The 23,893-nt window shown below is 53.0% G+C and carries 24 protein-coding genes, 1 tRNA gene and 1 pseudogene; 13 read left to right on the top strand and 13 right to left on the bottom strand.

Going from position 1 to position 23,893, the window contains the following annotated elements; all coding sequences use genetic code 11:
- Positions 1–511: 511 nt before the first annotated feature.
- The 4 genes from AC0LWT_RS01215 to AC0LWT_RS01200 form a co-directional block, all read right to left on the bottom strand.
- The gene (locus AC0LWT_RS01215; RefSeq protein ID WP_474679387.1) at positions 512–1,420 is read right to left on the bottom strand and encodes a GyrI-like domain-containing protein; all 909 of its coding nucleotides are present in this window, start codon (positions 1,418–1,420) and stop codon (positions 512–514) included.
- A gap of 90 nt (positions 1,421–1,510) precedes the next feature.
- A complete protein-coding gene (locus tag AC0LWT_RS01210) occupies positions 1,511–1,897 on the bottom strand; it encodes a hypothetical protein (protein ID WP_474679386.1) in 387 nt (128 codons plus the stop codon).
- Between the two features lie 63 nt (positions 1,898–1,960).
- Complete coding sequence (locus AC0LWT_RS01205) at positions 1,961–2,731, bottom strand: hypothetical protein (protein WP_474679385.1); 771 nt, start codon at positions 2,729–2,731, stop codon at positions 1,961–1,963.
- The gene (locus tag AC0LWT_RS01200; protein WP_474679384.1) at positions 2,731–3,867 is read right to left on the bottom strand and encodes a GGDEF domain-containing protein; all 1,137 of its coding nucleotides are present in this window, start codon (positions 3,865–3,867) and stop codon (positions 2,731–2,733) included. The genes AC0LWT_RS01205 and AC0LWT_RS01200 overlap by 1 nt, the downstream gene beginning before the upstream one ends.
- Positions 3,868–4,040: 173 nt before the next feature.
- On the opposite strand from AC0LWT_RS01200, the gene AC0LWT_RS01195 reads away from it, so the two are divergent.
- Both AC0LWT_RS01195 and AC0LWT_RS01190 read left to right on the top strand, forming a co-directional pair.
- Positions 4,041–5,171: a glycosyltransferase family 4 protein gene (locus AC0LWT_RS01195; protein ID WP_474679383.1), complete on the top strand. Its 1,131-nt coding sequence runs from the start codon at positions 4,041–4,043 to the stop codon at positions 5,169–5,171.
- A gap of 150 nt (positions 5,172–5,321) precedes the next feature.
- Positions 5,322–5,597, top strand: a complete 276-nt coding sequence (locus tag AC0LWT_RS01190) for a hypothetical protein (RefSeq protein WP_474679382.1) — start codon at positions 5,322–5,324, stop codon at positions 5,595–5,597.
- Positions 5,598–5,665: 68 nt separating this feature from the next.
- Here AC0LWT_RS01190 and AC0LWT_RS01185 read toward each other — a convergent pair whose 3' ends face one another.
- Both AC0LWT_RS01185 and AC0LWT_RS01180 read right to left on the bottom strand, forming a co-directional pair.
- Positions 5,666–6,283, bottom strand: coding sequence for an RraA family protein (locus tag AC0LWT_RS01185; RefSeq protein ID WP_474679381.1), 618 nt, complete (start codon positions 6,281–6,283; stop codon positions 5,666–5,668).
- Between the two features lie 13 nt (positions 6,284–6,296).
- A pseudogene (locus AC0LWT_RS01180) lies at positions 6,297–7,434 on the bottom strand (LLM class flavin-dependent oxidoreductase); the annotation flags it as partial.
- A 243-nt stretch (positions 7,435–7,677) separates the two neighbouring features.
- On the opposite strand from AC0LWT_RS01180, the gene AC0LWT_RS01175 reads away from it, so the two are divergent.
- Genes AC0LWT_RS01175 through AC0LWT_RS01160 form a run of 4 tightly spaced genes read left to right on the top strand, consistent with a single transcriptional unit; the run spans position 7,678 to position 12,977 of the window.
- Positions 7,678–8,943, top strand: a complete 1,266-nt coding sequence (locus tag AC0LWT_RS01175; protein ID WP_474679380.1) for a metallophosphoesterase family protein — start codon at positions 7,678–7,680, stop codon at positions 8,941–8,943.
- Complete coding sequence (locus AC0LWT_RS01170; RefSeq protein ID WP_474679379.1) at positions 8,940–12,194, top strand: AAA family ATPase; 3,255 nt, start codon at positions 8,940–8,942, stop codon at positions 12,192–12,194. Before AC0LWT_RS01175 ends, AC0LWT_RS01170 begins: the two co-directional genes overlap by 4 nt.
- Before the next feature lie 48 nt (positions 12,195–12,242).
- Positions 12,243–12,518: a hypothetical protein gene (locus AC0LWT_RS01165; RefSeq protein WP_474679378.1), complete on the top strand. Its 276-nt coding sequence runs from the start codon at positions 12,243–12,245 to the stop codon at positions 12,516–12,518.
- Between the two features lie 27 nt (positions 12,519–12,545).
- Positions 12,546–12,977 (top strand): hypothetical protein, encoded by a 432-nt coding sequence (locus AC0LWT_RS01160; RefSeq protein WP_474679377.1) that lies wholly within the window; start codon positions 12,546–12,548, stop codon positions 12,975–12,977.
- Here the strand turns inward: AC0LWT_RS01160 and AC0LWT_RS01155 are convergent.
- Entirely contained in the window at positions 12,915–13,949 is a 1,035-nt protein-coding gene (locus tag AC0LWT_RS01155; RefSeq protein WP_474679376.1) for a YkvI family membrane protein, read from the bottom strand. The two genes, AC0LWT_RS01160 and AC0LWT_RS01155, sit on opposite strands and share 63 nt — an antisense overlap.
- A gap of 141 nt (positions 13,950–14,090) precedes the next feature.
- On the opposite strand from AC0LWT_RS01155, the gene AC0LWT_RS01150 reads away from it, so the two are divergent.
- Complete coding sequence (locus AC0LWT_RS01150; protein ID WP_474679375.1) at positions 14,091–14,699, top strand: DedA family protein; 609 nt, start codon at positions 14,091–14,093, stop codon at positions 14,697–14,699.
- 75 nt (positions 14,700–14,774) lie between these two features.
- On the opposite strand, the gene AC0LWT_RS01145 is transcribed toward AC0LWT_RS01150, so the two are convergent.
- Positions 14,775–15,485 (bottom strand): DUF4309 domain-containing protein, encoded by a 711-nt coding sequence (locus AC0LWT_RS01145; RefSeq protein ID WP_474679374.1) that lies wholly within the window; start codon positions 15,483–15,485, stop codon positions 14,775–14,777.
- A 313-nt stretch (positions 15,486–15,798) separates the two neighbouring features.
- Here AC0LWT_RS01145 and AC0LWT_RS01140 point away from each other — a divergent pair, with 313 nt between their 5' ends.
- From AC0LWT_RS01140 to AC0LWT_RS01130, 3 genes are all read left to right on the top strand, one after another.
- On the top strand, positions 15,799–16,368 hold the full coding sequence (locus AC0LWT_RS01140; RefSeq protein WP_474679373.1) for a xanthine phosphoribosyltransferase: 570 nt from the start codon (positions 15,799–15,801) through the stop codon (positions 16,366–16,368).
- Between the two features lie 77 nt (positions 16,369–16,445).
- On the top strand, positions 16,446–16,772 hold the full coding sequence (locus AC0LWT_RS01135) for a hypothetical protein (RefSeq protein ID WP_474679372.1): 327 nt from the start codon (positions 16,446–16,448) through the stop codon (positions 16,770–16,772).
- Positions 16,773–16,941: 169 nt separating this feature from the next.
- Positions 16,942–17,190 carry a hypothetical protein gene (locus AC0LWT_RS01130; protein ID WP_474679371.1) on the top strand — a complete coding sequence of 83 codons (249 nt, stop codon included), beginning with the start codon at positions 16,942–16,944 and terminating at the stop codon, positions 17,188–17,190.
- A gap of 29 nt (positions 17,191–17,219) precedes the next feature.
- On the opposite strand, the gene AC0LWT_RS01125 is transcribed toward AC0LWT_RS01130, so the two are convergent.
- Positions 17,220–17,396: a hypothetical protein gene (locus AC0LWT_RS01125; RefSeq protein ID WP_474679370.1), complete on the bottom strand. Its 177-nt coding sequence runs from the start codon at positions 17,394–17,396 to the stop codon at positions 17,220–17,222.
- Positions 17,397–17,542: 146 nt separating this feature from the next.
- On the opposite strand from AC0LWT_RS01125, the gene AC0LWT_RS01120 reads away from it, so the two are divergent.
- A tRNA-Leu gene (locus tag AC0LWT_RS01120) sits at positions 17,543–17,627 on the top strand.
- Between the two features lie 143 nt (positions 17,628–17,770).
- On the opposite strand, the gene AC0LWT_RS01115 is transcribed toward AC0LWT_RS01120, so the two are convergent.
- Entirely contained in the window at positions 17,771–18,592 is an 822-nt protein-coding gene (locus AC0LWT_RS01115) for a MerR family transcriptional regulator (protein WP_474679369.1), read from the bottom strand.
- Between the two features lie 93 nt (positions 18,593–18,685).
- Between AC0LWT_RS01115 and AC0LWT_RS01110 the strand changes: the two genes are divergently transcribed.
- Together AC0LWT_RS01110 and AC0LWT_RS01105 are read left to right on the top strand one after the other, a co-directional pair.
- Positions 18,686–19,099 carry a 6TM ABC transporter family protein gene (locus AC0LWT_RS01110; protein WP_474679368.1) on the top strand — a complete coding sequence of 138 codons (414 nt, stop codon included), beginning with the start codon at positions 18,686–18,688 and terminating at the stop codon, positions 19,097–19,099.
- 149 nt (positions 19,100–19,248) lie between these two features.
- On the top strand, positions 19,249–19,488 hold the full coding sequence (locus tag AC0LWT_RS01105; RefSeq protein ID WP_474679367.1) for a YczF family membrane protein: 240 nt from the start codon (positions 19,249–19,251) through the stop codon (positions 19,486–19,488).
- 32 nt (positions 19,489–19,520) lie between these two features.
- On the opposite strand, the gene AC0LWT_RS01100 is transcribed toward AC0LWT_RS01105, so the two are convergent.
- Genes AC0LWT_RS01100 through AC0LWT_RS01090 form a run of 3 tightly spaced genes read right to left on the bottom strand, consistent with a single transcriptional unit; the run spans position 19,521 to position 23,461 of the window.
- Entirely contained in the window at positions 19,521–20,630 is a 1,110-nt protein-coding gene (locus tag AC0LWT_RS01100) for a GerAB/ArcD/ProY family transporter (protein ID WP_474679366.1), read from the bottom strand.
- A 22-nt stretch (positions 20,631–20,652) separates the two neighbouring features.
- Entirely contained in the window at positions 20,653–21,882 is a 1,230-nt protein-coding gene (locus AC0LWT_RS01095; RefSeq protein WP_474679365.1) for a Ger(x)C family spore germination protein, read from the bottom strand.
- Positions 21,872–23,461, bottom strand: coding sequence for a spore germination protein (locus tag AC0LWT_RS01090; protein WP_474679364.1), 1,590 nt, complete (start codon positions 23,459–23,461; stop codon positions 21,872–21,874). The genes AC0LWT_RS01095 and AC0LWT_RS01090 overlap by 11 nt, the downstream gene beginning before the upstream one ends.
- Positions 23,462–23,893: the final 432 nt, after the last annotated feature.

Below are 23,893 nucleotides of genomic sequence, written 5' to 3'. Positions count from 1 at the left end.
GGCTGCAGCCCCAATTAGCCCTCCTCAGGCTAACTGACCTGACAGAGCGTTGCGGCTTTCTCAATACTCTGGTGTTTATCCAATCTTTTTTTAGGATCATGAGCATCGGCCAAAACGCTAATAGTTGTAAAGAGCGATCGAACAGACCCGTTTCGCAAATCAGTCAAATCTAGCAAAAACAATACGGCGGAGCGTAGAATTCGAAGCGCCGGCCAGAACGATGGCAAGAGGCTGCCATCGAAAATCAGCCCTGCACAACGTGAGCGGCTTACGGCGTGACTCCGACATAGCTAGGAGTCTGGCGGGCGGATTTGCATTTGCGCTCAGCTCCCAGTGTGCGTGTTTGCGCTGCCTGACGGAGGTCGGTCGACCTATGACTGCCTCTGTGCCGCTAACGCCTGCATAGCATCCGTCATTTCGCATACTAAGTTCATGGGACAGGCTCCTGGCTCCTAGCTGTACAAAGCAAAGGATGCAGCCCCTACAATAAGGCTGCATCCTTTGCTGCATATTAGGCGTTTTTACGTTTAATCGGAACATAGATGTCCATCTGCACTTCCTGTTTGTCCGAATGGCAGCGTTCGTCGTAAAGCTCGAACTCCGGCGTTCCGGCGTGCTCGTAACCGGAATGCGGAAACCATTCCTGGAACACCGATTTCCAGGTGCTTTGAATCGAGGGCGAGAACTGGTCTTGCGGCACTTTGGGCGTTGTGAACACGGCGTATTCGGCCGAAGCGAATTCGCGGCATGCCAGATCGTCGGGAACGTCTTCGAAATGCTCCGCTTCCATGCCGATCAAATACGTGAACGTTCCGGCGTCCATGTCAAAGCTGTGGCAAATGCCGAGTTCTACCGGACTATCGCGGTGGACACGATTCGGAATGCGGCGGCACCAGCCGTTCTGAATATAATCTTGCCAAAAGCTTGGGATCTGCTGCAAGTTTTCTCCATTATGCGTCGACGTTTGAAACTCATAGCCGATGACTTTGAATGCGGGTTTGGTTACGATACGGTATTCCATGCGAATGCCTCCCAAATAAGGATTGTATTTGCGCTGCAGCACATTCAGCTTCGAGTATGTCGGCGGTTTGATTCCCTTTTTGCGGTAATCGGCCGGCGTCATCTCGAACATGCGCTTAAAGGCGCGGGTGAACGTCTCATGGTTTTGAAAGCCGTTCTCCAACGCAATGTCGAGCAGCCGCGAATCCGAGTAAGCTACCTGATAAGCCGACCGAGCCAGACGACGTTTGCGCACGTATTCCATTACCGTTTCTCCCGCCATGGACTGGAAGACCCGGTGAAAATGAAAGTCGGAAAGCTTCGCGACTTGCGCCAGCCGCGCCAGTGACAGCTCATCGGCCAAATGTGCTTCCACGTAATCGATCGTCGCTTGAATCTGCTTTAAGTAGTCCACTTTCACACTTATGTGCGGCCCCCTTTTGCGCTATCCCCATTGTAAACCGGATTCAAGCCCGATTCTTGACCTTTCTTGCTAATTGCAGGCCTGCAGTTATTTAATCCGCTTCAGCCTGTCTATTTCCAGATCGTGCTGTCCCAGTTTTCCGGCCAAAAAGTCAATATCCTCCTTAGTTGCCGTATGCTCCAACCGCCCGTTTATGACTTCAAGCATAGCTATAATATCCTGGTTGCTGTCGGATTCTATTCTTTCAAGTTGTTTTTGTATGCCGTATATTTCATTGTCCAGTTTGTCGAACCTTGCATGGACTGCGTCGTGGAACGTTACTTGATTTTGATGAACAAGTTCAAGGTCATGTTGGAACGATTCTTGATTCCTTTTAATTGATTCAAGTTCCTGCTGAAATTTTCCCTGATTGTTGATCAGCGATTGCTGACTCTCCAGTATCGTCTGAAGCATTACTTTAAGCTCTTGGTCCATGCTTGATCCATCTCCTTTAACCGGGATTGCCTATATTGTACTACAGTCAGGACGAATGGTCGCTCATTTGACAATTTGCAGCATTTGATACACTTCACGCCCGTCGCCTTTGAGCTTCGTTGGGCGGCTGTTCAACTGGGAAGAACCGTCTCCGTCGAGGAAAATGCCGTCTATGAGCCTGCCCGGTACGACTTTTTGCAAAATGGCGCTGCGGAACTGCTCGACGGTGCAGGGAGTCGGCGTCACGATCAGCCAGACGTTCCCTTGCGTATCGTACGCGGCGCCGGAGCGCAGCCTGTTTTCGTCATAAGCGGGCATTTCTTCCGCGATCATTTGCGCTTCCCAGCCGGCCGGATCGGCCAGCTTCATGCTTACGCCGCCCTGCGCCCAATAGCGCTTGCGGTCCGTAACCTGCAGTTCGCCTGCATGCATGACGTTCTGGATGCCGAACTTGTGCGCGGCGCCGTCCCACACCAGCGTGCCGCGCGGCACGTCCGTGTTGTACCAGCCTGTCCCGTAGTCGTTGGCTTCGCCTTTGGCCGGGGCGTCGTCCGTAACCGCGATGCTGAGCAAATCGCCGTTGTAAAAGAAACCGCCGTTAATCCCGTATAAGCCGGTTTCCGTCACATTGCGGTCGATCGCCTTGAGGGCGATATTGTCGGGCGTCGTTTTGAGCGCATGCAGCACTACGCCATTGGCGGCTTTAAATTTGTAGTAAGTGTAGGCATGTGGAAGCTTGCTGTTATGTATGGCAAGAGGGTATACAATGACGGAAATCAATAGGCCGATAAAAGGGAATGTCAACCATAGCGCTGCTGCGCGGTATTTGTGCATTAACCGTATTTCACCACCTTGTTTTTGCCGGTCGTTTTGGCTTTGTACATCGCTTCGTCCGCCTGTTTGATCAGCTCTTCGGCGCTCAGCCCGTTTTTGTATTTGCTGTAGCCGAGACTGGCCGTGACGATCGTTTCCTCCTCAATGCGCTTGCGGACGCGTTCGGCAAAAGCATCCATTTTCACCTTCGGATCGGTGACCATGACGACCATTTCTTCGCCGCCGTATCGTCCGGCAATGCCGCATTCTTCCGCTTCTTCCTTCAAAATTTGCGCAACTTGCTTGAGCACGTCGTCGCCCATCTGATGGCCTTTCGTATCGTTCAATTTCTTGAAGTTGTCGATATCGCTGAACAGAATGTACACGGGAATGTGGCGCTGCACATATTGGCTGACCCGGTTGTAAAAAAATTTGCGGTTGTACAGCCGCGTAAGCCCGTCCGTTATCGATGAATTATAAATGGCCTGCATCAGCTCGACGACTCTTTCAAACAGCAGCAGGAACAGTAAAAAGTAGTACACGATAGGCAGGACGTAGGTCGCAATTGTCAGCCACGGCTTTACTTCCCCGTACAAATACGAATTCAGGACGTGTGCGGCCTGCATGAAAAAAAATACCATCAACCCCATCTGATACTTGACCTGCTGGCCGATGTACGGGGGAATCATATAGAAACAGAGGAAAATAAGCACGAACATATACAGCTCCAGACCGATATCTTGAAGCAGACGAACCTGATGCGGCGCACCGTTGTACCACTGCGGAACATAAAAATGTAAAATAGACACGACAAATCCCATAATAATAAGCCCGTAGAAAAATACGTACTGCTTCCTGTGCGTCCGGTTGTACAGCTGATAAATGCCCATGTTGACCAGCACGAAAGAGACGATTTTCAGCATGAGCGACGAGTAGGCCAGAAGACTCGTATCCAGGGAAGTAAAGACCAGATAGAGCTGCAAAATATCGTGAGCGCCCAAGATGAGCAGCGAGATCGTCATCGACAAGTAGCCTTTTTTTCGCCTGTCCAAAAAAAGCCTCAGCGAAACGACAAACATAATCGATAAAATGACAAGTGTAGCCGTATGGGATAAAATGGATGCCGTGTTGTCGTAAAGCAATTCCGAAAGTTTCATGCAGAGCTTTCCTCCAAATGCCTGATCGTAGTTGGACATCTCTATTATAAAGGAAAATGATGGGGAGGGATAGAATCGTTTTGGCGGGCGTGACGCTGTTCTCTTTTCTAAACGGTCCGCACCAGTTACAATAAGTACAGTAAGCTCAAGGATTTGAGAGAGGGGCTCATGCAATGAACATCTTGCAAGCATTGTTTTTTCCCCCGGAGCAGCCGGGCGGTGTGTCATCCATGGTTCCTTATATTTTGGACCGTTTCAATAGAAAGGGCTGGGAAATGGATTTATTTTCGCTGCCGAAGCGGATTCGCGGCAAAGGGACGGAAGAGGTGGAATTTACGACCTTCGATTGGCGGAAATTTGCCGGCAACCCGATCGTAGATAAATACATTCAAACTTACAAAGATTACGTATGGTGGACAAAGCTGCGGCTGAAGAAACGGTACGATTTGATTCATGCGCACCACCCGATCGCCGGGCTCGTCATGAAGCAGCTTTATCCGGACGTGCCGGTCATCATGACCGTCCACTCCAGCTTTGAACGAGAGCTGGTTTTGAACGGGCGCATTCAGGAAAACGGGATTGAGCACCAGTTTCTGACCCTGATCTACAGCGAGTTGGAAGCGAAAGTCGATCAGATGATTACCGTATCGAACTCGTTCAAGCAGTATTTGGCGGAATTTGTGCAGGACAGCGAGCGGATCGGAGTTATTCCCAACGGTTTTGACGAAAAGCGTTTCAGGCCCATTTCGCACGAAAATAAAGTGACGCAATTTATTACGGTATGCCGTCTCGTGCCGGCCAAAGGGCTCGATACGCTCCTGCTCGCATGCGGCGAGCTGAAACGGCGCGGTCATCCGTTTGTGCTGCACATTATCGGCGACGGCCCAAACCGGGAAGAACTGGAAAAGCTGGCCATCGAGCAAAACATCTACGAAGATACGATATTTTATGGATATATGCTGCATCCTGAGGAATTTATGCCGTTTTTTGACGTTTTCGTGCTGCCGTCGCGCGCCGAAGCTTTCGGCTCGGTTTTTGCCGAGGCGGCCCTATGCTGGCTTGCGCTCGTCGGCACGAATGTGGGAGGCATCGCCGAGCAAATCGAGCACGGCCATAACGGCCTGCTCGTGCCGGTAGGCGACTCTCATGCGCTAAGCCATGCGCTGGAAAAAGTAATCATCGATCCGACCTATAGATACAATATGGCGCGCGCCGCCTGGGAAAAAGCGAAAAAGACGTACTCCTTGAACCGCGTGCTTCAGCAGTTGAAAGGCGTATACGAAAGATATCAGGCGAAGGAATAACGGAAGCTTATGGGCGATGGATGTCTTGCAGCGCGTCGGTAGCTGCGCGCGGTGCGAAAGGTGTCCCGCTCAGAGCGCGGGTCGCTTAAATGCCAAAGGGCAGCCTAATGCTGCCCAAGAAACTCACCCGCCAGGAGACAGCTCAACTGTTTGGCAAGAGCGGAGAAAGCCTGCAAAAGTGCAGCTTTTTGCCCGCATAACCGCTTCCCTCGAAATATTCCTGCAAAACTGCAGGTTTTATCGCCAAAACTCGCGCTCGGAGCCACAATGGCCGGAAATTCCTGCACAATTGCAGGCTTTTCGCCAAAACGGGCCGCTTTTATGGAAAAAGCCTGCACAATCGCAGGCTTTTTGCCGGAACGGGCCGCTTTTGTAGGTTCTGCCGGGCACCGGCCAGGTGCAGGTACAGGTACAGGTCGTCTCTGAAACGCCCATGACAGCGTGTCGAGCCATTCAAGGCTGCCATTCGGCAGCCTGTTTTCCGTTATGACGAATTATTTCGCCAAAATATCGTCCAAATACCGGAGCGCCGCTTCGCGGCTGCCCGCCACTTGCCGCTCGCGCTGGCGATCCTTGTCCAGCTTGTTCAGCGCGGCGCGGAGAATTTCCCGCTCTATCGTTTGCGGGACCGCTACAACGCCGTCTACATCGCCTACGATGATGTCGCCGGGCTGGATGCTGACTCCGCCGCAGGAAATCGGCACGTTCGTCTCGCCTGACCCTGCCTTGCCGCTGGCGGCAACCGTCGTTCCCCTGCAAAACACGGGAAAGTTCAAATTCTTAATGGCCTGCACATCGCGGATTGCGCCGTCCACAACGAAGCCCTTGATGCCGAGCGTTTGCACCAGGCCGATGACAAAATCGCCGGCGACTGCGCGATAGGTGTCCCCTTTGGCGTCGATCACCACAATGTCGCCGGGCCTTGCTTCCCGAATGGCGCGGAGCACCGCAAGATTGTCCCCTACGGGAATTTTGACGGTAAAGGCGCGTCCCGCGATTTTATAGCTGTCCTTTAGCGGCTTGATGGCGGGGTCCAGATTGTTCAACCCTTGCAAAGCGTCGGAAATGGCCGTGGCAGGCAGCGCCAAATATTCATTTTCGATTTCACTCATTTTTTCGTCCTCCTTATCGGCAAAATGATTTGAGACCGGCATAGCGGTTGAGCGGGCGGGGCAGCCCCAGGTTTTCCCGCAGCGTACTGCCTTCATATTCTGTCCGGAATAAGCCTCTCCGCTGCAGCTCGGGAACGACCGAATTTACGAACTGCTCCAGGCCGTCGGGCAGATCAGGCGGCATAATGTTGAAGCCGTCGGCTCCCCCTTGAACGAACCAATCTTCCAACTGATCCGCAATTTGCCCGGGAGTGCCGAAAATCATCCGGTGACCGCGCACCCCGGCAATGTGCAAATAAAGCTGCCGGATCGTCATATTTTCCCGACGCGCCATATCAACGAGCAGCATGGACCGGCTTTTCTCGCCATTCGTTTCGGGAATGTCCGGAAGCGGACCGTCCGGCGGGTAACCGGAGACGTCGAAACCGAGCTTGCGCGAGAGCAGAGCGAGCCCGACCGAAGGCAAAATCAGCTCCTGCAGCTCGTCGTACTTATGTCTGGCCTCCTGCTCCGTCGCCCCGACAATCGGGAATACGCCCGGCATGACAACGACATGCTCCGGCAATCGCCTGAGGGCGGCCGCTTTGTTTTTGATTTCCGCATAAAAAGATTGCGCGCTCTCCAGCGTCGGCTGGGCGGTGAACACGACTTCAGCCGTTTGGGCCGCGAAAGCTTTGCCTGAATCGGACGATCCGGCTTGAATGATGACGGGATAGCCTTGCGGAGGCCGCGATAAATTGAGCGGGCCGCGTACCGAGAAATGCTTGCCGGTATGGTCGATGCGATGCAGCTTGTCCCTGTCGGCAAAAAAGCCGGATTCCTTGTCGATCAGCAAAGCGTCGTCTTCCCAGCTGTCCCAAAGCTTTTGGGCAACTTCCACGAATTCTTGCGCGCGCTCGTAACGGAGCGAATGCTCCAGATGCTCTTCCTTGCCGAAATTCAGCGCTTCCGCTTCGGTCGAGGAGGTCACGACGTTCCACGCAGCACACCCGCCGCTAAGATGATCGAGCGACGCAAACATGCGCGCGATAATGAAAAGGTTCGTTGTACGTCGTCGTTGCCGTAACCGCCAAACCGATCCGTTCCGTAACCGTCGAGAGGGCGGAGAGCAGCGTAATCGGCTCAAGACGCGCGCTGACCCAGTGGCTGAGGAAGGGAAGCCCGCAACGAATATGCAGGCTGCGCTGTCCTTCAGTCGACTGATCGGCAGTTTGCATGTGAATAAGAAAAAATTATATATGGAATAAATATTTTAATTCACATAAAATTACTGGGGATAATACAACATTCGTTATTTTATACGTCAATACATAAACATTTCACCACAGCGGGCATTCCCATGGTAAACTGTCTATTAGTAATCAAACAGTTTTGACAGGAAAGGCGTTAAACCAATGAAAAAACTGCGGTTCTTGCATGCGGCCGACCTGCACCTGGACAGCCCGTTCAAAGGAATGACGGCGCTTCCTCAGCAGGTTCGGGAGCGGGTCAGGGAATCGACCTTCGAAGCGCTAAAAGAATTGGTCCTGCTCGCGGTTCGGGAGCAGGTCGATTTTGTGCTTATCAGCGGGGACGTGTACGACTTGTCCGACAGGTCGCTGCGCGCGCAAATCCGTTTCCAAAAAGCGCTGGAACAGCTTTCGTCGCAGGGCATTCCCGCTTATATCATTCATGGCAACCACGACCCGGACGATGGAGGCGCGGCTAAACTGGTTTGGCCGGACGCCGCCCATTTTTTTGCGTCCGACCGGGTGGAGACGTTCGAGGTGTCCAATCCGGACCTCGGCGTCATTGCCCACATTCACGGCATGTCTTACGCCGCTTCCGCCGTTACGGACAATTTGGCGGTCAAGTTCAAGGCAGACGGCAGCGGGGTGTATCAGATCGGACTGCTGCACACGAATGTGGACGGCGATCCGGGACATGACAATTATGCGCCGTGCTCCAAAGCGGATCTGCTGGCAAGCGGCATCGATTACTGGGCGCTCGGCCACGTACATACCCGCAAAGTGCTTCATGAGCAGCCCGCTATCGTATATCCCGGCAATCCGCAGGGGAGAAGCATGCGCGAGACCGGCCCGCGCGGCTGCTACATCGTTGATGTGCGCGAAGATGCGAAGGCTGAGCTTGCGTTTCACGCTCTGGACCGCGTGCGCTGGTTCCAGGAGCATGTATCCGTCTCCGGCATGCGGACGGAGCAGGAGCTCAAAGACCGGCTCGGAGAGCTGCTCGACCGGCTGAGAGCGGAAGCGGACGGGCGGGACGCCGTCGTCCGCATCGTGCTGGAAGGCCGCGGCGCCGTGCACGGCCTGCTGCGCAAAGGGCGGGCGCTGGACGAGCTGGCCGCCGAGCTGCGCGAGGACGAAGCGGAGCGGAGCCGCTTCGTCTGGATCGAGTCGATCGAGGACCGCACGGGCAGCGAGATCGACCTTGAAGCTTTGCGCCGGCAGAAGAGCTTCCTCGGCGATCTGCTGCGCCTCTCCGGCGCGCTGCGCGAGGACGGAGCCGCGCTTGCCGGCTTCGCGGACGAGGCGCTCGCCGCGCTGCACGGTCTGCCGCACGCGGCCGGCGCAGAGCCCGAACAACTGCGCGAATGGCTGCGCGCAGCGGAGGAACTTGCCGCGGACCTGCTGGCCGCGGACGGGGGGTGGGATGGATGAGAATCACCTCCATCCATGTCGAAGGCTTCGGTGTCCTCCGCGAGCGGACACTTGACACGGACAGCCCGCTGACGCTGTTCTACGGCCCCAACGAAGCGGGCAAAAGCACGCTGATGGGCTTCATCCGCGCGGTGCTGTTCGGCTTCCCGCCCCGGTCGAGTCGGGCGGCGGAACGCTACGAGCCGCCGGGCGGCGGCGTCCACGGCGGAGCGCTGACCCTGCTGGACGAGCAGGGCCGGCGCATTCGCGTCGAGCGCTACGACGCGCCCGCCGCAGGCGGCAAACGCGCCTCGGCGGGGCGCGTCCTGGTCACGCTCGGCGACGGCTCCGCCGGCGGCGAGGAACTGCTGAACACGCTGCTGGGCGGCCTTTCGGCCGACCTTTTTCGCAGCTTGTTCGCTTTTGGCCTTACCGAGCTGCAGGAGCTGCGCACCCTGCAGACGGAAGAGCTCAGCGGCTACTTGTACAGCGCCGGTCTCGGCGTGAGCGGTTCGGCCATCATGGAGGCCGAACGGAAGCTGACGGCGCAGGCCGAGAGCCTGTACAAGCCCCGCGGGCGCAATCAGGAGATCAATGGTCTCCTGAAGGAGCTGGAGGGGCTGGAGCAGGCGCTGCGCCGCAGCCGCGGCCAGGCAGCCGACTACGACCGGCTGCAGGAGGAGCGCCGCTCCGCGGAGCGGCGTATTGCCGCCGCCGAGCGGCAGCAGGAGGCGCTGCGCGCGGAGCTGCACAAGCTTGGCCTGGCCGGGAAGGCGAGAAGCGGATGGATCCGCTTGAAGCAGATCGGCCGGGAGCTGGCGGCGCTGCCGCAGCTGGAAAGCTTCCCCGAGCACGCCTCGGCGAGGCTGGAAGCGCTGGAGGCGGAGCTGGAGCGCCTCCGCGGGGAGCTCGTCCGGCTGGAGCTGAAGCAGCGCGGGCTGCAGGACAAGCTGGGCGCGCTGGACATTCAGCCGGAAGCGCTCGCCCATCAAATTGAATTGAATGCTTTGCTGGAACAAGCTTCCATATATGAAGAAAACGGCCGCATGCTGACGCAGCTGGATGTCGAGCTGGACCATCAGCGGGAACGGCTCGGCAGGCTGCTCGGACAAATCGATGCCGCCTGGGATATCGCTACGCTGGCTGCTTTTCCGGTGTCGATATCGCTCAGGGAGCAGGTGCGGGCGTTTAAAGAACATTTTCAGGACGACCGGACGGAGGAATTGCGGCTGCAAACCGAGCTGGAAAGCCTGCGGCTGCAAATGCGCAGAGAACGGGATCATATCCAGGCTCTGGAGCAGGAGCTTAAGAAATATGGGGGACCGGCGGCCGCCGGTGCTGCCGCTGCCGCGGGCTGGAACGAAGCGGAGGAACGGGCTGCTTTGCAGCGGCTGGCCAAAGACTATTCGCGCTGGCAGCTTCTGGTCCGGGATGCCGGACATTTGAAGGAGCGCGAGGCGGAACGGCAGCGGCATGCGAAGGCGGTAGCGGAAGCCGCCGCTCAAAGCAAAGAATCGGCCAAACGGCTGCAGCGCCGCATGTCCGCTGTGTCGGCTTTAGCGGCTGTCGCGCTTGCTCTCTGGTTTCTATGGAACGGTAGCCCGGTCGCCGGCATCGGTTCCTTCGTTCTTTTGGCCGCATTGTCGATCTATTTGCTGATGGGCAGCCGTGCGGATTCCCCGAAAAGATCCGCACGCACGCTCGCTGCCGATCTCGCGGATTCCGGGGACGAGTCGCCGGAAGCGAGGCGGCTTGGCGAGCAGCAGCGTCAATTGGAGCGGAGCTTGCAGGAGCAAATCGAACGCTTGCAAAGCTTTGGTGCAGTCGGAGAGGCTGCGGCATCGCGGGAAGCCGGTTTGGGCCGGTTCGACGGTTCCAAGTATTTACAAGAGCTGGAGCCGCAGATTGAAAGTTGGATGCGCGAAGCCGAGCTGAAGCGGCAGCAGGCAGGCGAGTACAGCCGCAAGCTGGAGAAGCTGGAGGACGCGCGCGCTGCGGCTCAGGCGCTGGCGCGGCAGGAGGAACAGCTGCTGACAGTTCTGGAGCAGCTTTCTTTGCAAACGGACAAGCTGCGCAGCGATTGGCAGCAATGGCTCAGGGCGCTTTCGCTCAGCGGCGCGCTGTCTCCGGATGCGGCGCTGGAGACGATCCAGGCGGCCGAACAAGGCCACGAGCTGCTGCGGCAGCTGCGCAAGCTCGAAGAAAAGCGGCGCGTGCTCGGCGAGCAAGCCCGGCAGTTCGAAGCAGCCGCAGCGCAGCTTCTCCGGCTTGAGCGAGGCCAAGGGCAAGATGTTTTGCTTGCCCTCAAGCGCTGGAAGGAGCGCGAACAGCAGCAGCTTCGGCTTTTGGCGGAGCGGCAGCAGACGCAGCAGCTGTTGGCTGCCGGCGATGAAGAAGCGCATGGGCTTGAGGAGCAGCGGCAGCGGGCGGAGGAACGGCTGGCGCAGCTGCTGATTGAAGCTTCGGCGGCGGACGGAGCGCAGCTCCGGCTGAACGAAACGAAGCGGGAGCTGCGCGGCAAGCTGGATAGCGAGCAAAAGGCGCTGGAGGCTTCTTTGGAAGCTCTCGCCGGGAGCGGTTGGCTGGCGGAGCTGGAGCAGCTTCTGGATGCGCAGGGCGAAGAGGAGTGGGCCCGCAGCATGCTGCAGCTGGAGCGGCAGCTCGCCCAAGCGTCGGAGGAAGCAGGCGAGCTGCGCGAGCGGCTCGGCAAGCTGGCCGGCGAAATCGAGCAGCTGGAGCAGGGGACTGCGCAGGCCGACCGGCTCCTGCAGGCGGAAGCTTTGCGGTCGCAGATCAGCCAACTGGCGGACCGGTACGCGGTCGCGTCCTTCGCCGCAACACTGATCAAAAAAGCCCGCGACGTGTACGAGCGGGAGCGTCAGCCCGGCGTTCTGCAGCGGGCTTCGGTCTATTTTGCCAAGATGACGGACGGCAAATTTCAACAGATCAAAGCGCCGTTCGGCCAGCAAAAGCTCGTTGCGGTCAGAGCGAACGACGAGCCGGTGGACACGGGCCTGCTCAGCCGGGGAACGGCCGAGCAGCTTTACTTGTCCATGCGTTTTGCGTTGGCGGAAGAGTATGCGGGGAAGGCGGTGCTTCCGTTAGTGATGGACGACATTCTCGTCAACTTCGACCAGCGGCGGATGGAAAGCTGCCTGCAAGTGATCGGCGAGCTGAGCAGCCGCCATCAGGTGCTGCTGTTCACCTGCCATAGCCACGTTCGCGACGCGGCGGCCCGATTGATTCCCGGGCATCGGCTGATCGAGCTGTAAGTGTCTGCTTTTTTCGGGATACATGTCCCCCTTCAGGAGGTAATACATATGGCAACAGGCACGGAAAAGAAAAAAGAGCACCGCGAAATTACGTACCAGGTCGGATGGAAAAAAGGCAGGATCGAGTGGAGTGACGCTGCTTCCGGCGCCGCTTCCGATCCGCCAGCAGAGCTTGTCCGCAGCGGGGACGAGCAGCTTGGCCGGCTGTGGAAAGCGGCTCCCGCTTGGCCGGCCGGCGTCGCGCTCCCGCTGCTATATGCACTGCCTGCCGCCTGCTTTGTTTTGACGCTAGTCCTCATCTGGGGGCTGAGGAGTGTCTTTTAGCGAACGTTTTTTAGGGAGGATTTGCCCATGAATTTGGTTTTGGCGATTTTCGGCGGTGTGCTGGGCCTGTTTGTGACCGGTGCCGCCGTCTATACGGCGTGGATGATTCATCAGCTTTGGAAGCAGCAGGCCGCAGCTCCGGAGCCGTCCAGTCAAGCGCAGATTGCGGCTGTGTACTTGTCGAAATGGACTATTCTGGATTATTCGACTGTCGGTCTGTTTGCGATCGGGCTTTTGCTATTGCTGGCTGAGTTATTTGCCGTTATGCGCGATAAGACCGCTATTGAAAATTTTCATTTTGCCTATTTATTATCAGGCATCGTCATCTCCGCGATGGGGATGCTGCTGCTCGTGACCCGGCTGCTCGTCGTCCTTCAGATCAAGCAGGCGGGAGCGCTACAGGGCGCGGTTTCGCCAGATCATCAAAACGAGCCAAACGACGCTGATCAATCCGAATAACGGATACAGCGCGGACAGCAGCGCTTTGAAGCCGATCAGGCTGACCAAATAGCTGAGGATCAAAATGCAGATGATCAGCACCTTGGGATGAATGTTGGAGCGCTGCTGCAGTTGAAGAGACAACCCGTAGGCGTCGGCGATAAACGTGGTGAAAATTTCTCCGTAAATGACAAGCAAATAAGCGGTCTGCGCGACGGGGCCAAGCCGGTTAATGATGTTGCCCATCGGAATTTCGAATTGTGCGATGCCGGGCATTTGCGCGGACAAAGCGTAATGCGCTGAAAGCAGCAGCAGCCCGATGCCCGCTCCGCCCAGCAAGCCGCCCCAGAACAGTACGGACCGATTGTCGGCAGCCGCCCCAACGGGGACGAGCACGGCTTGGGCCATGGCCAGGTTGAACGCCGTATAAAGAAATGGCGCGAACCATATTTTCCCAGGGTGATAATCGGTTGTGAGCACCAGCCAGTTTCCGGAGCCTGGTGAATGCCACGTATAGATGACGATTCCCAGGCTGAACAGCATCATGATCGGCACGACGACGGAATTGACGGTCATAATCGCCCGGATACCCTTCGACAGGACGACATAGCCGAAAAATAAAGTAACCAACAGTCCCGTCTGGTAAGACAGATGCAGTTGTTCTTGAAAGACGGTGCCGCCTCCGGCGAGCATAACCGTTGTAATGCCGAACAGGACGATCATGGTAAACAAACTGATCCAGTTTCCTATTTTTTTGCCGAATAGCAAGGCGTTCAAATCTTCGTAGGAGGCGGCTTTCAGATCGTGAGCCATCAGCATGAGCCTGATTCCGAGCCATACGAACAGGAGGCTGGAAAGCGCAATCGTCAGGGTGGCCATCCAGCCGTAGCGGGTAAAGAATTGCAAAATCTCCTGACCGGAAGCGAAACCTGCGCCGACAATCGTGCCGATATAGGTAAAAGCGACCTGCAGGATCGAAAGTCCTGTACGCATCTGTTGCTCCACTCCCTGTCCTTTGATATAGTACAAGGTATGTTATGGTTTGCAAACACATGACAGGAAAATGGGGCAAGCCCTGTTTTATGGTATAAATTGGATGTTTTATGATTTTGATCGCTCGGGAGAGTGTCGTACGTGCAGCAAGCACTTTATGATTTTATTAATCATTACGGGTATATCGCTTTATACATCCTGCTTTCTGCAGGCATAGTCGGCGTTCCGGTGCCGGACGAAACCTTGATGACTTTCGTCGGCTCCTTGACCGCGCCGGGGGGCCCCTTCGCGTTTTCGATGACGCTGTTGGTCATTTATGCGGGGACGATGACCGGCATGATGGTCAGCTACGTGCTGGGGCATCGCGTGGGCAAGCCGTTCCTGTACCGCTACGGCAAATGGTTCAAGCTGACTCCAAGCCGCATCGAACGGGCGGAGGGCTGGTTTCATAAGTACGGGCTCTGGGCCGTGTTCTTCGGCTATTTCGTGCCGGGTGTCCGGCATTTTACGTGTTATTTGTCAGGGGTAAGCGGGGTCAAGTTTTACAAATATTTGTTTTTTGCGGGAACCGGCGCATTATTGTGGTGCACGACGTTTTTGACGCTGGGGCATTTTATCGGCAGTAATTTGGATGAACTGATGAGACTGGTTCACCGGTATATGGGGATGAGCTTGCTGATCGTTGCGGCTGCCGTCCTCATCGGGATTTATATATACTTGCGCATCCGCAAACGGAGAACGGTGCAGTAGACGGCGCTTCGACGCAAAAAAGACCTCGATTCGGCAAGAATCGATGGTCTTTATTTAGTATGCCGCTTGCGCGCCCTAGCGGTCGGCGAACAGTTTGATCGATTGAATCGTGCTTTCCTTCGGATCGATATCCAGCTTAAGAATAGTGCCCTGCGCTTTGTACGAAAGCACGAACGTCGTATTGGAATCGGGCTTCCCGAGGGTGGCTATGGCATCATCGGATTTTTGGCCGAGCCGCACTCCGCCCAGGCCGGGATCGATATCCGCAGAATGGACGTCGACAAATACCAGCTCATCCTTTTTGTTGAAGCCTACCGAGAAGTCGGTGTAATCGTATACGTTGACAGGATCCGTATCGTCATCCATGACGAACTGTTTTTTGGCTTTGCCGAATTTGTTCAGAACCGTAGTTTTGGACGTGCCCAGCTTCAGACCCATCAAGGTCGGCTTTTCCTGCTGATAGGTGTCTTCGGCATTAACCTTCGGTTTGGGAGAAGGCTTGGCTGTCGCGCTTACGGGCATTCCGACGGAAGGATCGGCGCTTTTGACGCTGTTGGCGACCTGCGCTTCGTGTTTGGTTTCTTCCGATGGCGTTGCTGTCGGTTCCGTCGAGGCCGTGCTTGGTACGGGGGCCGTACTTACTGCCGTGATCGGCTGCCGGTAAGCAGACGTCTCCGCAGGCGGTTGAACAATCGGAACAGATGACTTTTGGCAGCCGGATAACAGTATTGCGGAGAACGCAACAGGCACGCAGCTAATTACCGCTAGTAGTATACGTTTGTTCATCGTCATCTTTCCTTTCTTTCATGCTAACATCATATGTAAAGGCAACATCACTTATCATAATGCTTTTGGGCTTCCTCTCACAAGAGTCAAAAGTAGGCAAATTACCTTCCTATTCCATGAAAACGGACAAATTCCATTTTCAAAACGGTGCTTTCACGGCAATGGTAGTCCTTTCAAAGCCTTACAACATTATAGACACCCGAAAGTGCAAAAAAGTTTCACGCCAAAAGACCTAACCCGGTAAATTGGGACTTGAAACCTAGTTGATCAATATGGTACCTTACTCATAATACAAGGGTATGGAGGGTTTTTTATGGAATTGTTGAAGCAGCGGATCTTGGAAGTGGGTGTCGTCGTATCGGATCAAGTATTAAAGCTGGACGCCATTCTGAATCATCAGGTGGATCCGGTGCTGATCGTGGAGATGGGGAAGGAGTTTGCCAGACTGTTTGGGGAGACGAGACCGGATAAAGTGCTCACTGTGGAATCTTCGGGTATTCCCATCGCTTTTGCAACCGCTCTTCAGCTCGGGGTTCCTATGGTATTCGCCCGCCGCAAAAAGACGCTTACGATGGATCAGGATACGTACAGCGAGCGCGTCCCTTCATTTACCAAAGGCATCGTGACGGATATTATGGTATCATCTCACTTATTGAGCAAAGGGGAGCGCGTGCTTCTCATCGACGATTTTATCGCTAACGGCGACGCCGCCCGCGGTTTGATCCGCATTATCGAGAAGGCGGAAGCCGAACTTGTCGGGGTCGGGATCGCTGTGGAAAAGCTGTTCCAGGCCGGCGGCCGGTCGATTCGCGAGCGCGGCATCCGCGTCGAATCTTTGGCCCGCATCGCTTCACTTGCAAACGGACAAATCGTGTTTGACTGATTTTTGTCGGATCAATCTTTCCTGAAAACGATTTTTCCTTTATAATGGTTACATGGTATGAGAGGAGGCTGGCATCTATGGGTATTGAAAATGTATCTGTTGACTATTTTATGACCAAGTTGGCTGAAGCGAAAAATCATTTTGAACGTGCGCTCGATTGCAAGCATACAGAATTCGATGATCTGTATCCCTATATGATCGAACACCCGCAATTTTTTTGGTACAAACGCTATGTCGCATGGTCGGAGCTGCTAACTGTCGTTAAACTTTGCACAGAACTTTCTATCGAGTGGGAACAGCAATTCTCCCAGCACCAGGTAGAGTATATTCAGAAGCGGGTCATGTCAAGCAAAGTCCTTGATTTCTGGTTCGAGACGAACGATTCCAAGGAGCATGTCAGCTGAATTCAGTTTTATATACGAAAGAGGCCCGGGGGTTAGCGCCCTCGGGCTTTTTTTTGCAATTTGAAAAAGCCGCGGATGGCGCGGCGGCGCGTCATTTTCATCCGCAGCGGTTTTGGTGTATGCTAATACAGAATGAAGGAAAGGATTTGTAAAGGAGGGGCGCAATGCAATGATCTCAGACGATCAGCTCGATGCATTCAGAGTGGAAAGCACAGTGCTGCGTGTCATTCGCGACGTCAATCCGGGCAACGATGTGAAAGGCATCGTCGTTGCGTGGGACGACGAGAGCGTGCTTATAAGGAAGCAGAACAGAAGAGTCGTAAAGCTGGCCCGCAGCTACGTGTATCAACCTTTTACGGAAGCGAGGCCGCTTGAATATACGCTTCCCAAGGAGTCTGCTGTCCCTGAGGAAGAGTAGTACCGCAGGGACAGGGCATGAGCGTTATGCTAAGTTCTTCTGAACAAACCGTAAGCGGCTGCGGCGGAAATGCTGCCGAGGTCGCTTACGGCGTTTTCTTGTTTATAATTGGGGTCGTTCACGATTGCTTCGGCTTCGCCTTCCGTGAGCTGCCTTTGGTTGCCCGTATACTTAGGTTCAAGGGCGTCGATTTCTTCCTGTTTCATCGGATGTAACCTCCTTCTGTTTTTTATTGTGCATGTTTCGAGCCGCTGCCATACAAGTTTTTTTAAGGGATGCAGTTGACTTTGAAGGCGTTGCATGGTATATTAATTTTTGTCGCTGTTAAATGATTTATTCATTTCGGTAACACGCGGTCGTGGCGGAATTGGCAGACGCGCACGGTTCAGGTCCGTGTGGGCTAACCCCCCGTGGAGGTTCGAGTCCTCTCGACCGCATCAACTTAGCAATGAAAGAGCTCTTGAAGTTGTCCTTGGACAATTCAAGAGCTTTTTGCATACCTCGAATATGCAATGTGGCGCTCATCATCTGGTCTGAAGAAATTTTCGAGCTATAGTCCAGACGAGCATGCCGACTGAAATTAAGGCTCCTGAATTTGCACCATCACTCGAACGAGATATTCCTCCGGATTACAAATGGTGACCTCATCCAGTAGATATTCCTCGTAAGCGTTGCCGATAACCGTCAGCTTGTGCTTGTCAATGTAGTCAAAAATTTGAGGATATATTTTTTCTGTTTCTCCATAGTCAGCGTGAGCATAACACACCAGATAGTAGCTTTCCGGCATATAGTCTTGCTTGTAGAGGACGGTCTTTAAACGTACAAACATATGCGAGATCATATCGCCGTTTTGATTACGCATATCATCGCAAGGAATAACAACACCATTCGGATACCCTAAGGGGATGTTCTCGGCAAGCAATTGTGACTGGAATTGGATCCACAAATCATCGGAGATCGAGTTTTTCGGATAATACACTGGATTGCTCAACATCAACGGAATTGCACTTTGTTTGATAATTTGTATTTGATTTGTATCAGTATCAATAGACATCGCAAGTTCAATACTGGCAGCACGTTGGAAGATCATGTTTTCCACCCCCCTAAGCTTTAAAATTTCCTGCTTGATCACCTGCTCCTGTTTGCGCAGCAGATCCAGCGTTCGGGAAGGTGTACGTGTCTCCAGATGTTTCTTGATTTCCTCTAACGGCATACCAAGGTCCTTGAGCGCCTGAATGACGCCAATGATATCCAATTGATTCCGATGATAATACCGATAACCGTTGTCGGCAATGACAGCAGGTTTAAACAACCCTATGCGATCATAAAAAATCAGCGTTTTACGCGCAATACCCGAAACATGCGCAAATGAACTAATCGACAACAGGTCTGAATGATGCATGATTATTTACCCTCTAAAATAATTTTAAAAAACTATTGACTGTATAGTTTCTATACATCCTATTATAGCAACTATCGCTTAAGTGTTCAAATCGTGGATTCACAGGTGAAACAATCAACTAGACATTATTATGAGGGGATAAAATATGATAAAAGACTTCTGCAAAGTGTTCGAGAATATAAAAAAGACACCATACTGACACCGCTTTATTTGCTCGGTGAGGTTGCGCTTGAAGTTATGATTCCGCTTATCATGGCAGAACTGATCGATAAAGGGATAGAGGGCGGCAGCATGAGCATGATTTGGAAATACGGTCTTGTGCTTGTGTTTTTTGCATTGATTTCACTTCTATTTGGAGCAAGCGGCAGCAGTCTTTCACAAGGCCAATGTCAGTTGATTGCTAACGCCCGCGCGGCTATAGCCGATCCGCCTGTCATGATCATGGATGAGGCCACCTCTTCCATCGATACCCGGAATCCGAAATTCCGAGGCGATTATGGTGCTTGAAGCGGGCAAAATTATTGAACGAGGCAATCATAACGAGCTTATCATACAGCATGGGGTTTATCGCCAGCTGTTTGTTTCCGGCGTGCATGATATGTTCAGGATTAGTTATATTAAGAATTGAGCATCCGTCGTGATCCGGTGGAAATTCATTGCCAAAGGGGAGAGTCCAGTTGAAAATTTTGGCTGTTTTTTTTCTGTTATTCGGGTTGGAAATCGCGTTAATTCTGACTATGGATTTTTTCATAGGCCTCCCTTTGCGCAGATCGTTGACCAATCTCTTTAACCCCTTTTGGGTTAAAGGATGGGAGGAATTTGTCATTACGCTGCTCTTGTTTTTGTCTTGGGCCGTCTACGCTGTTATTTCTTACAGACAAAGGAGGCGTGTATAGAAAAGCTGGCCCGGAGGTCGACCGCTATATAGTCATACGACGCTATTGCCCGGGGATCCGAATCGTTTGCGAATCGAGAGTACGGCGAGCAGAAACAGAGGAATGGCTACGGAAAAAAGAACATGCAGCGTTTTCAGGGAAAATCTCCCCTGGGCGATGTGTTCCGGATAATTGCTTGCCATCATCATGGACGCAAACATAACGATAATTCCGATCGGAAATACGAGCGGGCCATGCTCCCTGATTTTGAACAGATCCATAGTCCCGATAACAGCGGCGTACATAAAGATCGATATTTTAAAAAAATCCGCAATAATCAAAGTCAATACAACAATTGCGTCCAAGCGTTGGATAAACTCGATAATGTTTACTTTTCCTATCATCGTAAGCAAGGGAAAGGTGGAACGGCCGGCGACATCGACGCCAAGGACAGCGACGTTCAGCAAGGTCGTATAGCTTAGAAGGACGCCGCTGATCGCAATAGCTAACGATCCGCTCTTTGCGGCTTGCTGCGGTCGGTCCAAATAGGGAAGAATCATGGTAAAGGCAATCATTTCGCCGAAAGGAAAAACAAATGTCTGCGTTAGAGCGGTCGTGATGATGGGTTTCCAGCCGTTCTCCAGTACGGGCAGCAAATGATTGAGATCGATGGTGCCGGAAGCCAGAACAGCGAAATTTCCTAAGACTCCCAGAGCAATCAGGATGAGCAAACAAATTTCTGAAGTTCTGGCCAGCACCTCGATACCTTTATGAAGAACGTAAAAAACTCCGCACATCATCAAAGCAACAATCGCGAACAGCGGTGTTTGATCGTAAACGGAAGCGAGCAGCAAATCCCCTGCATCCCTTAAATCTCTTGCAGAGGCATAAATAAAATAAACGACATACAGCAGACCAAGAGGCCAGCCTAAGTATTTCCCAACGATTGCTCTTATATATCCTGTTAAAGGGATATTTGGGAAATTTTTATACATATAAACATGGACAGGAAACAGGCAGAGCCCCATTCCCAAGCCAAGAAGGCTTGCGATCCAAGCATCTTTTTTGGCGTCAAGCCCGAAGCTGACCACAATGGCAGTGCCCAATTCGAACAATACAACCAAGGAAAACAATTGCCATGCAGTGATTTTCTCTTTTTCCATGACATAACGCTCCCCCTTGAGGTCATTTTTTCGCTTTTTTTTCCTCAAACGAATACGGCTTCGTCCTCATGCCGGTATGTCGAATAAAGGATTTCACGCTTACATGAATTTGGCTTTCCGCAAACAATTCCTTCCTCCAGTCTTTTTTAATTTTTTTCCAAGCTTTCTTCTCCTGGCGATTGATAGCTTCCCCAAAAGCAAAAATATCGGATTTTTCGCGTTGAGCCGCTTGGACAGCAGCCAGAACTTCCTTCCTCGTCTCTTCGGACCATGCAGCTTCTAGCTTCTCGACTTCCTTCGGTTCGCTTACATCAACAGGACACTTCATTTCCCCCACATCTCCTTCCTCCCGAATTTTGATCTCGATTATTGGTTTATCATCTCTGATGTTCACTTTTATTCCCGTCTTTGAACGTTTGACCTCGATGCCGATCGCATCTTTTTTATTGCCGCAATCGATGTTGATGATGCTGCTCTTCAACTTGTTCTGAATCCGCAACGCTCCGCGAGCTTCTTTATCATCCATCCAACTTTTCAATTTCCCGTCCTTGAACAGAGCGATTCCATGAATTTGGCCGACGGCCGGAGGCTTTGTATGTTCATTGTTGGATTTGTTTCTTCCCTCTTGGGGATTGCCGCTGATTTCCACCCCGCTTAGGAGGAGTTCGCTTCCTTCGCCGGTTAGCATATTAATCGCGTCGTCGATCTCGACTTTAATGCTCTCCGCCCATAATTTTTCCGATTGCGTCAACTTGCCCGTTTTACTGTTTGCAGGAATTTTTTCGATCGGGGTTATGATGCTAATAATCTGTTCGGCCGTATTTCCTCTGGCTACGAGCACGTTTGTCGTGTCGCGCGGTTCATGATTTCTTTCGAAAAAATCAAAAATATCCCGAACCCCGTCTCTGGCTAGCGTTTCCCCAAGCACAATCAAACGCATGTGTCCGAAAAAGGCTTGCCGCGACTCTTTTTGCGATGCTTTCCGAATCGCTTCGAAGATCGTGCTTCCCGTTTCGGTCACAATCGTCACCGGCAGCGCCCTTCCTGCCCCGGCCCCTCCCATCGATCCCCCCGAAATTTCTGCGGGATTGACCAACTGCAGCGAAATCCGGTATTCCTTTGACTTCGGCGACTGATCGATCCCCATGGCCATCACAAGACCAAGATCTTTGAGTTCCCGACTGTTCCAGCAGCCTGATAAGAGCATGCCGCTTGCGATCGTCACAGTTAGAAAAAGCATTCTAGCTTTCATCAGGATCACCTGCAGGTTGGTTTCGTTCCGCCCGTTTCCAGTCTTTGGAGCCGGGCACCTTCGGGCGCGTCAGAAGTGCCCAGATGGGGAGGCGCAGCACCGCATCCTTTTGATCAGCCGGGATAAACGGAGCAAAAGGGGCCATATACGGAGTTCCGAATGAACGCAAGCTACAAAGATGGGCGATGATGATAATGCCGATGATCGCGATGCCGAAAAAGCCGAACATGGCGGCGAAAATCATGTTCGCAAAACGGAGCAAGCGTATAGCGGTTGCCAGACCATAGCTTGCTGTCGCAAAGCTGGCGATACCCGTTGTGGCTACGACGATGACCATTGCGGCGGACACGATCCCGGCTTGCACGGCTGCTTGTCCCAGTATAAGAGCGCCGACGATCGATACGGCTTGACCGACCGCCCGCGGCATGCGAATCCCGGCCTCCCGCAGCAGCTCAAAGCTGATTTCCATGATTAAAGCTTCGACAAACATAGGAAAGGGAATACCTTCCCGCTGCGCCGCCAGACTGATGATGAGCGGGGTTGGAATCATTTCTTGATGAAACGTAACGGCTGCGATATAAACGGAAGGTCCCAATAAGGAAATAATCAAAGCCATATATCGTAACAACCGGATCGCGATCGAAATATCATACCGGTTATAGTAATCTTCCGCGGACTGAAAAAATTGAAAAAAACTTGTAGGTGCAATCAGTACGTAAGGCGTTCCATCCACCAAGATGGCCACCCTGCCTTCCAATAAATTTCCCACCACGACATCTGGACGTTCGGTATTATAAATCGTCGGAAAGGGGGTAAACGATTGATCCTGAATCAATTCCTCGATGTAGCCGGATTCGAGGATTCCGTCAATTGTAATGGTTTGCAGCCGCTGCTTGACTTCTTGAATGAGCCGAGCGCGTGCAATGCCTTTGACATACATGATAGCTACGTCCGTTTGCGTAACCTCTCCGATCCGGAACGTCTCCAGCCAAAGATTCGGGCTCTTGATTCGCCGCCGGACGAGGGAAATATTCGTTCCTATCGTTTCGCTGAAGCTGTCCTTCGGACCGCGAATGACGACTTGCGTCGTCGGCTCGGAAATCCCTCGCGATTCTCCGCCTCTCGTATGGCCGATAATGGCTTCAGGCCAGCCGTCAATCAGTATCGCCGTATCTCCGGAAAGAATCGATAAAATAAATCCGTTCCAGTCCTTGATCACATTGACTTTTTCAATGGTCAAAGCGTTATTTTTGATGAAATGAAACATGTCTTGTTCCGGAACTGCGCTTTGCTGCACCGCTTCGGCATGATCGATCATTAGAGAGCGCGTCACAAAATCGCTGACCATCTGCTTGTCAGTCAAGCCTTCCGTATAGACTGCTGCAGCGGAAATCTTCACGCTGCCACCGATCTCAAATTCGCGAATTACGATATCCGGGCTATTCCCCGCTTTTTGATTAAGCAGAGCAAGGTTTGTTTTTAAATCCCGGTCAAGAGGGAGGCAATCTGTGTCCAATGCGGTGATTTCGATGTTTGCCCGGTTCGGCTTTGGCTTCGTTTTACTAAATCGATTCCACATAGACATCCCTTCTTTTAACGTTTCTGGCTCGGACTGTAACATTTTTTGCCGCAGTACCCATTTTTATACCTGAATCACAGGTTTCTTGGAAAGGTAAGGAAAGAAGATAATGAAGGGGGTTAGGGCGAAGTTTTTGGGAGGACATGGCGAGATCGACTTTAGACGACATCGCATTGGCGGTCTTTCTGCGGGGATGGCCGGTAGGTGCTTGTCAACGCAGAGAAAGCCTGCAAAAGTGCAGTTTTTTGCTCGCGGATACGCTAGCAACGAAACATTCCTGCAAATGTGCAGGCTTTTTCGCGAATAGTCGAGCTTAAGCCCGTCAGGGGCGGGAATTCCTGCACAATCGCAGGCTTTTCTTCAAAATAGGTCACTGACACCTAAAAAGCCTGCACAATCGCAGTTTTTTGACTTGCAAACCGACTTGTCCCC

The sequence above is a fragment of the Paenibacillus sp. sgz302164 genome (assembly GCF_056120505.1).
The sequence above is the reverse complement of the archived record's forward strand: the minus strand, read 5'-3'. Positions and strand labels throughout refer to the sequence as shown.

Bases quoted from the DNA above. Each gene is read 5' to 3' on its own strand.
- AC0LWT_RS01210 (WP_474679386.1), bottom strand. From the start codon at position 1,897: ATGGACCAAGAGCTTAAAGTAATGCTTCAGACGATACTGGAGAGTCAG.
- AC0LWT_RS01090 (WP_474679364.1), bottom strand. From the start codon at position 23,461: ATGTGGAATCGATTTAGTAAAACGAAGCCAAAGCCGAACCGGGCAAAC.
- AC0LWT_RS01135 (WP_474679372.1), top strand. From the start codon at position 16,446: ATGGGTATTGAAAATGTATCTGTTGACTATTTTATGACCAAGTTGGCT.
- AC0LWT_RS01115 (WP_474679369.1), bottom strand. From the start codon at position 18,592: ATGCATCATTCAGACCTGTTGTCGATTAGTTCATTTGCGCATGTTTCG.
- AC0LWT_RS01155 (WP_474679376.1), bottom strand. From the start codon at position 13,949: ATGCGTACAGGACTTTCGATCCTGCAGGTCGCTTTTACCTATATCGGC.
- AC0LWT_RS01125 (WP_474679370.1), bottom strand. From the start codon at position 17,396: ATGAAACAGGAAGAAATCGACGCCCTTGAACCTAAGTATACGGGCAAC.
- AC0LWT_RS01195 (WP_474679383.1), top strand. From the start codon at position 4,041: ATGAACATCTTGCAAGCATTGTTTTTTCCCCCGGAGCAGCCGGGCGGT.
- AC0LWT_RS01095 (WP_474679365.1), bottom strand. From the start codon at position 21,882: ATGAAAGCTAGAATGCTTTTTCTAACTGTGACGATCGCAAGCGGCATG.
- AC0LWT_RS01160 (WP_474679377.1), top strand. From the start codon at position 12,546: ATGAATTTGGTTTTGGCGATTTTCGGCGGTGTGCTGGGCCTGTTTGTG.
- AC0LWT_RS01205 (WP_474679385.1), bottom strand. From the start codon at position 2,731: ATGCACAAATACCGCGCAGCAGCGCTATGGTTGACATTCCCTTTTATC.
- AC0LWT_RS01185 (WP_474679381.1), bottom strand. From the start codon at position 6,283: ATGAGTGAAATCGAAAATGAATATTTGGCGCTGCCTGCCACGGCCATT.
- AC0LWT_RS01170 (WP_474679379.1), top strand. From the start codon at position 8,940: ATGAGAATCACCTCCATCCATGTCGAAGGCTTCGGTGTCCTCCGCGAG.
- AC0LWT_RS01130 (WP_474679371.1), top strand. From the start codon at position 16,942: ATGATCTCAGACGATCAGCTCGATGCATTCAGAGTGGAAAGCACAGTG.
- AC0LWT_RS01175 (WP_474679380.1), top strand. From the start codon at position 7,678: ATGAAAAAACTGCGGTTCTTGCATGCGGCCGACCTGCACCTGGACAGC.
- AC0LWT_RS01200 (WP_474679384.1), bottom strand. From the start codon at position 3,867: ATGAAACTTTCGGAATTGCTTTACGACAACACGGCATCCATTTTATCC.
- AC0LWT_RS01165 (WP_474679378.1), top strand. From the start codon at position 12,243: ATGGCAACAGGCACGGAAAAGAAAAAAGAGCACCGCGAAATTACGTAC.
- AC0LWT_RS01140 (WP_474679373.1), top strand. From the start codon at position 15,799: ATGGAATTGTTGAAGCAGCGGATCTTGGAAGTGGGTGTCGTCGTATCG.
- AC0LWT_RS01145 (WP_474679374.1), bottom strand. From the start codon at position 15,485: ATGAACAAACGTATACTACTAGCGGTAATTAGCTGCGTGCCTGTTGCG.
- AC0LWT_RS01100 (WP_474679366.1), bottom strand. From the start codon at position 20,630: ATGGAAAAAGAGAAAATCACTGCATGGCAATTGTTTTCCTTGGTTGTA.